Source organism: Pseudoduganella sp. UC29_71 (assembly GCF_042693265.1).
Taxonomy (GTDB): Bacteria; Pseudomonadota; Gammaproteobacteria; order Burkholderiales; family Burkholderiaceae_D; genus Rugamonas.
On the sequence record NZ_CP170549.1, the window covers coordinates 2428090 to 2441098 of the forward strand.

Here is a 13009-nt window from a genome sequence, read left to right on the forward strand (position 1 = left end):
CGGCAGCGGTGCGGGCCGCCAAGGCCGCTCAGGCCGCCTCGCAGTCGGGCTCAAGGCGGCCGGCGGCCAGATCCTGCAAGCCGGGCAAATCGAGGATGCTGAGGTCGCGGTTATGCAGGCTGATCCAGCCCGCCTTGCGGAAGCGCGCCAGCAGCCGGCTAATGCTCTCGATAGTCAGGCCAAGATAGCCGCCGATGTCCTCGCGCGACATGCGCAGCTGGAAGCTGGACGGCGAGAAACCGCGCGCCGCATAGCGCGAGCCCAGCGAGGTCAGCAGCAGCGCCAGGCGCTGTTCCGCCCGCATATTGCCGAGAAACAGCGCCACGGCCTGCTCGCGCTGGATTTCGCGCGCCATGGTGCGGTGGAACTGCTGCATCAGCTCGGGCACCTCGGCCACCAGTTCCTGCAGCCGGACGAACGGAATTTCGCACACTTCGCTGTCCTCCAGCGCCACCGCGCTGCAGCTGTGCTGGCCGGCGCCAATCGCTTCCATGCCCAGCAGGTCGCCGGCCATATGGAAGCCGGTGATCTGCTGCTCGCCGCGCTGGTTGACCTGGGCAGTCTTGAAATGGCCCAGCCGAACGGCATACAGGCTGCCAAACGCCTGGCCCATGCTGAACAGCTGCTCGTCGCGCTGTACCTTGCGGCGGCGCGAAATGATCTGGTCCAGCCGGCGCATCTGCTCCTCCCCTAGGCCCTGCGGCAGACAGAAGCGGTTAAAGCTGCACAGCCCGCAGCGCGGCTGGGCTGGCGCGCGGCTGGCGGAGGCGATCGGGATGGTGGCGTTCATGGTGTGCTCCGTTGGCGGTACTGCAAGACGATAGCCACAGTATCGTCCTGCGCGCGCCCGGGCGCTATCGGGTATCCCGGCTGCCTGCTGTAGGGGATCCCCTACAGGCTGGAAAGGCGGCGCATTTGACCTGGATCAAAGTCGGCCTTGGCCGCTTGGGACTACAGTGCCCACATGCTTACCAGGGAGGACGAATGCTGAATCTGGCGGACGGAGCCGTGCTTTCCGGCCTCAGCAGTGCCGAGGCGGCGCGCCGGCTGGCGCAGTACGGCCCGAACAGCGTGCCCGAGCAGGGTCGGCGCGGCTGGTGCAGCCTGCTGGCCGGGGCCGCGCGCGAGCCCATGTTCCTGATGCTGGCGGTGGCGGCCGCGCTGTACCTGCTGCTCGGCGAGCTGCACGAAGGGCTGGTGCTGGCGGCCACCGTGGTGCTGACCATGGGCCTGACGTTATACCAGCAGGGCCGCACCGAGCGCGCGCTGCAGACGCTGCGCCAGTTGGGCGCGCCCACCGCGCTGGTGCTGCGCGACGGCGCGCGGGTGGCGCTGCCGAGCGCGCAGCTGGTGCCCGGCGACGTGATTGCGCTGGCCGAAGGCGACCGCGTTCCGGCCGACGCCGTACTGCTGGCCGCGAACGGCCTGCGCACTGACGAATCCATGCTCACCGGGGAATCCGAGCCGGTCGGCAAGCTGGCCGGTGCGCCCGGACCGGCCGCGCCCAAGCCAGGCGGGGACGGCCTGACCTGGGTCTATTCCGGCACGCTGGTGGTCCAAGGCCACGGCTTGGCGCAGGTGGCGGCCACCGGCGCAGCCAGCGAAATCGGCCGGCTCGGCGCGGCGCTGGCCACGGTTGCGCCGCCGCCGTCGCCACTGCAGCGCGAGACCGCGCTGCTGGCGCGGCGCCTGGCCGCACTGGGGCTGGCGCTGAGCGCCACCTTGGTGCTGCTGCTGGGCAGCCGCGACGGCGCGTGGATCAGCGCCCTGCTCGCCGGATTGGCCTTGGCCATGTCCATGCTGCCGGAAGAAATCCCCGTGATACTGACCGTGTTCCCGGCGCTCGGCGCGCACCGCCTGGCGCGCCACAAGGTATTGGCGCGCAACCTGGGCGCCATCGAAACCTTAGGTGCCGCCTCGGTGCTGTGCGTGGATAAGACCGGAACGCTGACCGAGAATCGCATGTCCGTTGGCCGCATTTGGGCTGGCGGACGCATGCTGGCGCCGGCAGACGGCACCCTGCCAGCCGAGTCCGTCGTCGTGTTGCGCGCCGCCATCCTGGCTAGCCGGCCGAAGTCGGCCGACCCAATGGAGCAAGCCTTTTTCCGGCTGGCCGAGCGGGCCGGCCTGCCGTCGTTCCCGGCAGGGATGCAGCCGGTGCGTGAATACGGCCTGACGCCGGAGCGCCCCGCGCTGGTGCAGCTGTGGTCGGAAATGGACGGCAGCATGCGGGTGGCGGCCAAAGGAGCACCCGAGTATATGCTGCCGCTGTGCGGGCTGAACGGGGAACAACGCGGCGCCGCGCTGCAGGCGCTCGGGCAGATGACTGCCCTCGGGCTGCGCGTGCTGGTCGTGGCCACGGGCCGCCATGCCGGAGCTAGCTGGCCGGAGGACCCGGCGGCCTTCCGGCTCGAGCTGTGCGGCCTGGTGGGGCTGGCCGATCCCCTGCGTGCCGGCACTTCGGCTGCGGTAGCGGATTGCCAGGCGGCTGGCGTGCGGGTGCTGATGATTACCGGCGACCATCCCGATACCGCCGGGGCCATCGCGCGCCAGGCCGGCATTGCCGGCGGCGCGGTGCTGACCGGGCCGCAGATGGACGCAATGGACGAGGCCCAGCTGGAGCAGGCTTTGCGCGAGGCCAGCGTGTGCGCCCGCGCCCGTCCCGAGCAGAAGCTGCGCATCGTGCGGGCGCTGCAACGCGGCGGTGCTGTGGTGGCCATGACGGGCGACGGCGTGAACGACGCGCCAGCCTTGCGCGCGGCCAACGTCGGCGTCGCCATGGGCATGCGCGGTACCGACGTGGCGCGAGAAGCTGCCGAACTGACATTGCTGGACGACCATTTCGCCTCCATTGTCGCGGCAATCTGCGGCGGGCGCCGCATCTACAGCAATATGCGCAAGGCCATGCAGTATGTGTTGGCCATACACGCACCCATCGCCGGCATGGCGCTCCTGCCGGCGCTGTTCGGCTGGCCGGTGCTGCTGTTTCCCATGCATATAGTGTTTCTTGAGCTTATCATCGACCCGGCCTGTTCACTGGTGTTCGAACAGGAACCGGCCGAGCACGGCCTGATGCGGCGTCCGCCGCGCCCGGCCGGCGCCGCCTTCATCGACCGCCCGGCGCTGTTGCGCGCACTGCTGCAGGGCGGCGCCGTGCTGGCCACGCTGGCGCTGGCATATGGGTCGGCGGCCGCGCTGCTACCCGAGCAGGAAGCGCGCAGCTGTGGCTTTGCCGCACTGGTTCTGTCCAATCTTGCCTTGTTGCAGGCTAAGCGCCGCCCCGTCGGCCACCCCCGCAACGCCAACTGCGCACACAGTAGCGCCGGTGCTGGCACTGCCGACGGCGCCCGGCCAGCCCGCAATCCCGCCTCTGTTGCCATCACCGGCGCGGCGGCAGGCATGCTGCTGGCAGCCATCTACTGGCCGCCGTTGGCCACGGCTTTCAAAATGGCGCCGCTTGCCCTTCCCGCGTTGGCAGCGGCATGCGGCTGCAGCGTGCTGGTGTATGTGCTGCTGCGTACGTTCGAGCGGCACGGCGCGCCCAGCCAGCGCACGCGGCAGGTGGACTGCCTATACTGAGTTAACACCCATGCACAAGGAGGCACCATGGAAATCCTGCATCCCGCCGCGCGCGAACGCGTGCTGCACGTCCTGGCCGGCTGCAGCGATCTGGCGCTGGCCACGATCCGCCCGGACGGTTATCCCCACGCTACCTCGGTGAGCTACGTCAACCAGGGCCTGGTGATTTACGCCGGAATCGGCCTGGACAGCCAGAAGGCCCACAACATCCAGCATTGCGGCAAAGTGTCGCTGGCCCTGAACTTGCCCTACACCGATTGGGGCCACATCCTGGGCATCTCCGCAGCCGCCAGCGCTGCCATAGTCAGCGGCGGAGATGCACTGGCACGCGTGGAAGAAGCCATGATACGCAAGTTTCCGCAGATTGAAGCCATCCGGAGACGTGGCCAGACCACCGGCTGGGGCAGCCTGGTCGTGATCCGCATCGTGCCGCATATCATCTCACTGCTCGACTACAGCAAGGGCTTCGGCCATACCGAACTGTACGCGGTGCCGCCGGCCGCCGTCGGCGAAACCTGAGCTCTGTGGCGATATTGGGAAAGACACCGCGGCCCTCCGCACCGCGCTACTGGCTGCAGTCAGCGCAGCTGCCCGGGCGCACAAGGTGCCGCAGCCTGGTCAGAAACTCACCTTCAGCGCAGCGGGCAGCCCGCCTGCTGCGATGGAGATGCCTTCCACCGTCAGGCCTTCCTGCGCCTGGCGGAACGGCAGCACGCCGTCGCGGCCCAGCTGCTCAACGCGCTGCACCTTGCCCGCGCCCGGTCCGAGCGCGCGCAGCACCACGGAGCCGTCGCGCGGCATGCCGATGGCGTAGACCGCGCCGCCCTTGCTGGTGAAGCGCCAGCTTTCCTCGCCGAACTGCTTCCAGGGCCGGGTGCCGTAGATGGCCTCGCCGTTGTTGTCCAGCCACGCGCCCACGTCCAGCAAGGTGCGCTGCTGTTCTTCCGGGATGGTGCCGTCGGCCTTGGGCGACAGATTGAGCAGGTAGAAGCCGCCCTTGCTGACGGTATCGACCAGGCGGCCGACGATGGCGCCGCCGCCCGCCACCTTCATGCCGCTGGTGTAGCCCCAGGTGCTGCCGATGGTATCGTCCACCATCCAGGGACCGGGGCGGATGTCCGCCGGCGAGCGCACGCCGATCTTTTCGAAGTCGATAATGGAGCCCACCTGCTGCGTGTCGTCGTTGCTCGGCGCGTAGGCGACGAACTTGGTGCTGATGGAGACGTCCTTGTTCCAGGCCTGGGCGCGGTTGTAGTAATACGCCGCCACGCGCAGCTTGAGCGGGTCCAGCACGCGCAGGTTGACGCCGTTGTCGAACCACAGCACGTCCGGCTGATACTGGTCGATCAGTTCCAGATTGCGGTTCACCCAGTCGGCCAGGAAGCGCGCCATGGCGGCCGGGCTGCGGTCGGCCACGTTGTAGAACGCCGCCCATTTCGGGTCGTACAGGTCCGATTTGGCCGCCTTCATCCTGTCTTCCAGCGCCGGCGGCGGATCGATGAAGGTGAAATTCTCCACGCCGTGGTTGGAAACCCCGAACTTCATGCCTTCCTTGCGCACGGCGGCGGCCAGTTCGCCGATCAGGTCGCGCTTAGGCCCCATCCGCCTGGCATTGAACGGCGTGACCTTGCTGTCCCACAGCGCAAAATTGTCGTGGTGCTGGGCCGTCGGCATCACGAAGCGGGCGCCGGCGCGGCGGAACAGCGCCGCCCACTGCGCAGGATCGAACTTCTCCTGCCGGAACTGGGGAATGAAATCCTTGTAGCCGAAGCGGTCCGGCGCACCGAAGTGCTCCGTGTGCCAGGCCATGTCGGCGCCGTACATATGCTTTTCATACCACTCGTTGTGGTAGGCCGGCACCGCGTACACGCCCCAGTGCATGAAAATGCCGAACTTGGCGTCTTCGAACCAGGCCGGCGTGCGGTAGTTCTTGCGGATGGATTCCCAGTCGGCCGCGAACGGGCCGGGCGGCAGCGGCGTGGCGACCGCCGCATCGGCCGCCGCCACGATGGCAGGGGTGGCCGGCGGCCCCATCACGCCGTAATCGTACAGCTTCGATTCGGGCACCCCGCCACGGTCCGGCCTGGGCAGCGGGCCGCCCACGGCCAGCACGGGTATCAGCAGTGAAAGGATCAGTCGCGTGCGCGCCATGGCGGTCTCCCTGAGCTATTTTGGTTTCCGGTTAGCGTAGCGCGCTCTCACATTTCGCGCACGTATCCCTTTGTATCAGTCATAAACATGATTAGATTGCGCCAGCCGTTGACACTGGGATGACGACTATTGATACTCGGAAGCCATTCGTAATCAAACCACAACAAGAGCTCCCATGGCAGCCATCATCGAGACCGGCGCCCCGCGCCCGCACAGCAGCCGGCCCGTGGCCGCAGCAGCGTTGTTCCTGGCGCTGTGGTGCGGCGCCGCCATGGCCGCCGCGCCGGCACGGATCGCCGGCCGGCAGCTGGAAAATCTCGATCGCGGCGTGGTCGCCATTGCCGCCAACGGCGGCGTGTTCGTCAGCTGGCGCGCGCTGGCCACCGATCCGGGTGCAACCCAGTTCAACCTCTACCGCGACGGCAAGCGCGTGAACGCGGATGCCCTGAACGCCACCAATTACATGGACGCCGCCGGCACCGCCGCATCCGTCTACGCGGTGCGCGCCGTCCAGGGCGGCGGCGCCGAGCAGGCGCCGTCCGGCGCAGGCGCCACCTGGAGCCAGCCATACAAGGCCATCCCGGTGCAAAAGCCGGCCGGCGGCGTCACGCCCGACGGCAAAAGCTACACCTACGAGATCAACGACGGCTCGGCTGCCGACCTGGATGGCGACGGCAGCTATGAACTGATCATCAAGTGGCAGCCCACCAATGCGCACGACAATTCGCAGGCCGGCTACACCGGCAATACCTATATCGACGCCTACAAGATGGATGGCACGCGGCTGTGGCGCGTGGACCTGGGCCGCAACATCCGCGCCGGCGCGCATTACACCACCTTCCTGGCGTACGACTTTGACGGCGACGGCAAGGCCGAGCTGATGGTGAAGACGGCCGACGGCACCGTCGACGGCAAGGGCGGCGTCATCGGCGACGCCGGGGCTGACTACCGCAACGATCGCGGCTACGTCCTGTCCGGCCCCGAGTTCATCACCGTCTTCAACGGCGAAACCGGCGCCGCCATGGCCAGCGCGCCCTATCTGCCCGGCCGTGGCGATGTCGCCGCATGGGGCGACGCCTACGGCAACCGCGTGGACCGCTTCCTCGGCGGCGTGGCTTACCTGGACGGCGAGCGTCCCAGCGCCATCTTCTCGCGCGGCTACTACACGCGCGCCGTCATCGCGGCGTGGGACTGGCGCGGCGGGAAGCTGAGCAGCCGCTGGGTATTCGACAGCGACGTGGCGGGCGGCGAGGTGAACCACCAGGGCGCGCATTGGCTGTCGGTGGCCGACGTGAACAACGACGGCAAGGACGACATCATCTACGGCGCCGCCACCATCAACAGCGACGGCAAGATGTTGTACAGCACGGGTCTGTGCCATGGCGACGCGCTGCACGTGGGGAAGCTGGACCCCAGACGCCCCGGCCTGCAGATCTTCATGGTGCACGAAACGCCCAGCTGCTACGGCAAGCACGGCATCGAGATGCACGACGCGGCCACCGGCAAGATCCTGTGGAGCCTGGACGGCCAGGGCGCCGACGTGGGGCGCGGCGTGTGCATGGACATCGACCCGGCGCACCTGGGCGAGGAATGCTGGGCTTCGGTGGGCGCGTTGATGAGCGCCAGCGGCGAGCAGATCTCCGCCCATCATCCGCGCCGCATCAACTTCGCCTCCTGGTGGGACGGCGACCTGTTGCGCGAGTCGCTGGACGGCACGCGGATAGAAAAATGGAGTCCGAAAAGCGCCGCGTTCGAGCCGATGCTGAACGGCGCAGACTTCGGCGCCGCGTCCAACAACGGCACCAAGGCCACGCCGGTGCTGTCGGCCGACCTGCTGGGCGACTGGCGCGAGGAAGTGGTCTGGCGCAGCGCGGACAGCAACGCCCTGCTGCTGTTCAGCACCACCGCCCCCACGGTCCACCGCATTCCGGCGCTGATGCAGGATGCGCAATACCGCGTGCAGGTGGCCGGCCAGAACGCGGGCTACAACCAGCCGCCGCATCCGTCCTTCTACCTGGGCGAGGGCATGGCGCAGCCGCAGGGCGTGGCCCGTCCGGTGCAGACGCACATGGAAGAGTTGAAACAGGCGGAGGCGCGCCCGGCCGATCTGCAGAACCTGGGCACCAAGCGCAGCTTCGCCGGCGACTACAGCGGCGCCATCGCGGCCTTCGACGAGCGCGCGCGCGGTGTGCAAGCGGGCAGCGACAATCCTGCGGACATCGAAAAACTGAGCGACGCCACCGCGGTGGATGCGATTGCCGCCATCGTCGCCGAGGCACGCGGCAAGCGCATCGTGCTTCTGAACGAAGCGCATCACGTCCCCATGCATCGCGCCTTCGCCAAGCGCCTGGCAGTCGAACTGCGCAAGATCGGCTATACGTATCTGGCCTGCGAAGCTTTCAGCACCGATATCGCGCAGCGTCCGAAAGGCGGTGTGCTGACCAATGGCGACGGCTACTATCTGCGGGACCCCATGTTTGTGGACTTCGTCCATTCAGCGCTGGCGGACGACTGGAAGCTGGTGGGCTACGAGGCTGCCGACATGGGGCTGCATCTGTCGCAGAAGGAGCGCATCGCGCAGCGGGAACGGGTACAGGCCGCCAATCTGGTCGAGCGCATCTTCGTAAAGGACAAGGACGCGAAAGTGTTCGTCTACGTCGGATACAGCCACCTGCTGAAGGGCGATACCGGAGGCTTTGTGATGATGGGCGAGCACCTGAGGCGGATGACTGGCCTGGACACCCTGCACGTTGAGCAGGAACGATTCTATGCGCATCCCGATCCGGCCTTCAACGGCAAGACCTACCAAGCTATCATCGAGAAATTCAAGCCGGCCGCACCCATCGTACTGAAATCCGGCGACGGCAGGCCGCTGGTATTGAAAGGCATGGCACAGCGTGCCGACATGCAGGTGGTCTTCCCGCCTTACGCCACCGGCGCCGGTTATGGCCGCCCGGTATGGCTGGAGCAGCTGGCGCAACGCAAACCTCAGCCTATCCCGCCGTCCTTGCTGCCCGCATCGGGCCGCCGGCTGATCCTGGCGCACCGCGCGGATGATCCGGCCGGTGCCATGCCGGTTGATACCGTGCTCGTCGAAGCCGGCAAGGCCGTTCCGCAATTGATGCTGCCATCCGGCGCCTTCCGCTTCAGCGCCCAGGACTAGTTGCAAACGTCATAAACGTCATAAACGCTATAAACGGTACAAACCGCACGCTCCGAAAGATCAACTTGACTACCTTCACCCGCCGCACCTTCCTTCAAGCCTCGGTCCTGAGCGCCGCCCCGCTGCTCGCCGCCAGCACCGCCGCCGCAGGCGCCACGCCGTCGTCCAATACGCCAGACGGCGCGCCGGCAGCGCCGCCCCAGCCCCTGTCCGCCGCCCCCGAAACCGGCGCAGCGCTGCACTGGCTGGACGGCGCACCCGCCCTGTCGCAGGGCGCCACGCTCGGCATCCCGTGGCCACAGGGGAAAATTCCCAAAGGCCAGGCCTTCGCGCTGACGGCAGGCGGTGCCGGCACCCCGGTGCAAAGCTGGCCCCTGGCCTACTGGCCGGACGGCTCGCTCAAATGGACCGCGCACGCCCTGCCCGCCAACGCCGGCCTGGCCGGCCCGCTCAAGCTCGCGCCCACGAGCACGGCGCCCGCATCAGCAGCAGCAACAGCAGCAGCAGCAGCAGCCGGTCCGTCCGTGCGCGTCCAGGACGGCCCGAACGAATTGGTGGTGGATACCGGCGTGGTCTCCTGCCGGGTTCCCAAGCGCGGCGCCCACCTGATCCGCTCCATCAGCCGCGCCGGCCGCGACATTGCGCGCGACGGCAAGCTGGTCGCCCTGAGCGACGACCAGCCCGACGGCAGCAGCGGCGCCACGCACCACACCGCCTTCGAAAGCGACATCAGGGCCGTGACGGTGGAGCAGCGCGGCCCGGTGCGCGCCGTCGTCAAGATAGACGGCATGCACCGCAGCGGCCAACGCGCCTGGCTGCCGTTCTCCGTGCGGCTGTATTTCTACGCCGGCGCCGAATCGGTCCGCATCATGCACACCTTCGTCTTCGACGGCGACGAGCAGAAGGAATTCGTACGCGGCATCGGCCTGCGCTTCAACGTGCCGATGCGCGACCCGCTGCATGACCGCCACGTGCGTTTCGCCGGCGAAGAACACGGCCTGTGGGCCGAAGCCGTGCGCGGCCTCACGGGCCTGCGCCGCGATCCCGGCGCCGCCTTCCGCTCGGCCCAGGTCGCCGGCCAGGCCTGCCCGCCGCTGGACGCCATGGCGCCCAACGTGCGCAAGCTCATGCACCTGATACCCGCGTGGGGCGACTACACGCTGTCCCAGCTGTCCGCCGACGGCTTCCAGATCCGCAAACGCACCAAGCCCGGCTACGGCTGGATCGACGCGGCCTGGGGCCGCCGTGCGCCGGGCGCCGGCTACATCGGCGGCGCATCCGGCGGCGTGGCCTTCGGCCTGCGCGACTTCTGGCAGCGCCATCCCACCCAGCTCGACATCCGCAACGCCCATACCGACGCAGCCGAAGTCACCTTGTGGATGTGGTCCCCCCGATGCGCCCGCGATGGATATGCGCTTTTACCACGACGGCATGGGCATGGAAACCCACGCCGACGAACTCGACGGCCTCGAAATCACCTACGAGGACTACGAAAAAGGCTATGGCAGCCCGCACGGCGTGGCCCGCAGCAGCGAGATCACGCTGTGGGCGCTGGCCTCCACGCCGTCGCGCGACGCCATGGCCAACATGGCGCAGGCCGTGCAGTCCCCGCCGCAGCTGGTGGCGCAGCCCGCGCACTACCTGGCCTGCGGCGTATTCGGCGGAATGTGGAGCCTGCCAGACCGCTCGCATCCGTCCAAGGCGCTGATCGAAGATGAGCTGGACCGGCGCTTCGACTACTACCGTGGCCAGGTGGAGCAGCGCCACTGGTACGGCTTCTGGAACTACGGCGACGTGATGCACACCTACGACGCCGACCGCCACGTGTGGCGCTACGACGTCGGCGGCTATGCCTGGGACAATTCGGAACTCTCGCCCGACCTGTGGCTGTGGTACTCCTTCCTGCGCAGCGGCCGGGCCGACATTTTCCGCCTGGCCGAAGCCATGGTGCGCCACACCAGCGAGGTGGACATCTACCACCTGGGCCGCTTTGCCGGCCTGGGCACGCGCCACAACGTGCAGCACTGGGGCTGCAGCGCCAAGCAGGTGCGCATCAGCGCCGCCGTCTACCGGCGCTTCTATTACTACCTGACGGCCGACGAACGCATCGGCGACATCATGCAGGAGCTGCTGGATGCGGACGCCAAGCTGGCCGACGTGGACCCGGTGCGCAAGCGCGCCGCCCCGCTGGACAAGAGCGTGCACGCCGCGCGCGCCAGCTTCGGAACCGACTGGGGTTCGCTGGCCGGCAACTGGCTCACCGAATGGGAGCGCGGCGGCAAGCCGCTGTACAAGAACAAGCTGCTGACCGGCATGCGCGACATCGCCGCCATGCCGCACGGCTTCTTCAGCGCCGAGCGCGCAGGTTACGACGCCAAGGACGGCCGCATGGTCAACATGGGCGGCGACAAGGTAGCGGCCAGCCACCTGAACGCGGTGTTCGGCGCCGTGGAAGTGTTCGCGGAGCTGATCGCCGCCACCGGCGACAAGGATTTCGAACGCGCCTGGGTGCAGTACTGCACGCTGTACAACGCCAGCCGCGAAGAACAGGTGAAGGCGCTGGGCATGCCGCACGGCGGCACCAACGCACTGCGCGTGGGCCACTCTCGCCTCACGGCCTACGCCGCCGCGCGCACCAGGAACGCCGAGCTGGCGCGCCGCGCATGGCGCGAGTTCAACGAGCGCCCCGCCCCGCTGGTGCGCCCGGTGGAGCTGCGCGGCCCGGCCGTGCTCATGCCTGTGCAGGAAGTAGACTGGATCAGCACCAACGACACCGCGCAGTGGGGCCTGGCCGCCATCCAGAACCTGGCGCTGATCGGCGACTACATACCCTAAGACCAATATCATCGAGACCATGAAGACTTCCCTGCTTGCGGCGCCACGCGCCACCGCCCTGGCCCTGCTCCTGGCCGCCAGTTTCTCCGCCTCCGCGCAACCCGCCGGCGCCCGCAAATTCGACTTCAGCGCACAGCCTGCGGCCGGCTACACCGCCGTGCCGGTGACGGCCGAGTACAGCGCCAGCCGGGGCTACGGCTTCGAGCCGGGCGCCGCCGCCGGCAAGCCTTCCTTCTTTTCGGTGGACCTCCCGGAAGGCAATTACAACGTCACCGTTACGCTGGGCGGTGCGCAGGATGCCACCACCACCATCAAATCCGAGCTGCGCCGCCTGATGCTGGAAAACGTGCACACCGCGCCAGGCAAGACCGAGGTGCGCACCTTCACCGTCAATATCCGCACGCCGCAGATCCCGGCCAGCGCGGGCCTGGCTGCCGGCGTGGTCAAGCTCAAGGCACCGCGCGAAACCGTGCAGGAAGCCTGGAACTGGGACCGCCGCCTGACGCTGGAATTCAACGGCGCAGCGCCCGCCGTGCGCTCCATCGAGATCACGCCCGTGCAAACGCCCACCATCTTCCTGCTGGGCGACTCCACCGTCTGCGACCAGCCCGGCGAACCGTACGCGAGCTGGGGCCAGATGCTGCCGCGCTTCCTGAAGCCCGGCGTCGCGGTCGCCAACCACGGCGAGTCCGGCGAAACCTACCGCGATTCGCTGGCCCGCCGGCGCCTGGACAAGGTGCTGAGCGCCATGCGCCCCGGCGACACGGTGATGATGCAGTTCGGGCACAATGACCAGAAACAGATCAAGGAAGGCAAAGGCGGCCCGTTCACCACCTACAAGGCCGAGATCAAGCAGCACGTGGACGGCGTGCGCGCCCGGGGCGGCGTGCCGGTCATCATTTCGTCGATGGAACGCCGGGCCTTCGACGCCAACGGCAAGGTGGTCCCGTCGCTGATCGACTACGCCACTGCCGCGCGCCAGTCGGCGCAGGAGCTCGGCGTGGCTTTCATCGACCTGAACGCGATGAGCAAGCCGCTGTACGAGGCGCTGGGCACCGAGGCATCCAAGGCGGCTTTCGCGGAACCCCAGCCCGGCCGCATCGACAACACCCACCACAACAACTATGGCGCCTACGAGCTGGCGCAGGCCGTGCTGACCGGCATGCGCCAGGCCGGCGTGCCCGCCGCGTCCTTCATCGCCGACGGCTACGGCAGCTTCGACCCTGGCAGGCCGGACCCGGTGACCAAATTCGCCGTTCCGCCCAGCCCCACGTTCACCAA

6 protein-coding genes and 2 pseudogenes are annotated in these 13009 nt (G+C 68.1%); 6 read left to right on the forward strand and 2 right to left on the reverse strand.

The window, feature by feature from the left end; translation table 11 throughout:
- Positions 1 to 28 precede the first annotated feature (28 nt).
- Positions 29 to 790 carry a fumarate/nitrate reduction transcriptional regulator Fnr gene (gene fnr / locus ACFJI2_RS10665; protein ID WP_377704970.1) on the reverse strand — a complete coding sequence of 254 codons (762 nt, stop codon included), beginning with the start codon at positions 788 to 790 and terminating at the stop codon, positions 29 to 31.
- A 194-nt stretch (positions 791 to 984) separates the two neighbouring features.
- Here fnr and ACFJI2_RS10670 point away from each other — a divergent pair, with 194 nt between their 5' ends.
- The gene (locus ACFJI2_RS10670) at positions 985 to 3579 is read left to right on the forward strand and encodes a cation-translocating P-type ATPase (protein WP_377704971.1); all 2595 of its coding nucleotides are present in this window, start codon (positions 985 to 987) and stop codon (positions 3577 to 3579) included.
- Between the two features lie 27 nt (positions 3580 to 3606).
- The gene (locus ACFJI2_RS10675) at positions 3607 to 4098 is read left to right on the forward strand and encodes a pyridoxamine 5'-phosphate oxidase family protein (protein ID WP_377704972.1); all 492 of its coding nucleotides are present in this window, start codon (positions 3607 to 3609) and stop codon (positions 4096 to 4098) included.
- Positions 4099 to 4197: 99 nt separating this feature from the next.
- Here the strand turns inward: ACFJI2_RS10675 and ACFJI2_RS10680 are convergent, their stop codons facing one another.
- The gene (locus tag ACFJI2_RS10680) at positions 4198 to 5730 is read right to left on the reverse strand and encodes an alpha-L-fucosidase (RefSeq protein ID WP_377704973.1); all 1533 of its coding nucleotides are present in this window, start codon (positions 5728 to 5730) and stop codon (positions 4198 to 4200) included.
- A 175-nt stretch (positions 5731 to 5905) separates the two neighbouring features.
- Here ACFJI2_RS10680 and ACFJI2_RS10685 point away from each other — a divergent pair, with 175 nt between their 5' ends.
- The 4 genes and pseudogenes from ACFJI2_RS10685 to ACFJI2_RS10700 all read left to right on the forward strand — a co-directional run.
- On the forward strand, positions 5906 to 8893 hold the full coding sequence (locus ACFJI2_RS10685; protein ID WP_377704974.1) for a rhamnogalacturonan lyase: 2988 nt from the start codon (positions 5906 to 5908) through the stop codon (positions 8891 to 8893).
- 65 nt (positions 8894 to 8958) lie between these two features.
- Positions 8959 to 10221 (forward strand): annotated as a pseudogene (locus ACFJI2_RS10690) (Tat pathway signal sequence domain protein); the annotation flags it as partial.
- A gap of 109 nt (positions 10222 to 10330) precedes the next feature.
- Positions 10331 to 11728 carry a hypothetical protein gene (locus tag ACFJI2_RS10695; protein ID WP_377704975.1) on the forward strand — a complete coding sequence of 466 codons (1398 nt, stop codon included), beginning with the start codon at positions 10331 to 10333 and terminating at the stop codon, positions 11726 to 11728.
- Between the two features lie 334 nt (positions 11729 to 12062).
- A pseudogene (locus ACFJI2_RS10700) lies at positions 12063 to 12758 on the forward strand (rhamnogalacturonan acetylesterase); the annotation flags it as partial.
- Between the last annotated feature and the right edge of the window lie 251 nt (positions 12759 to 13009).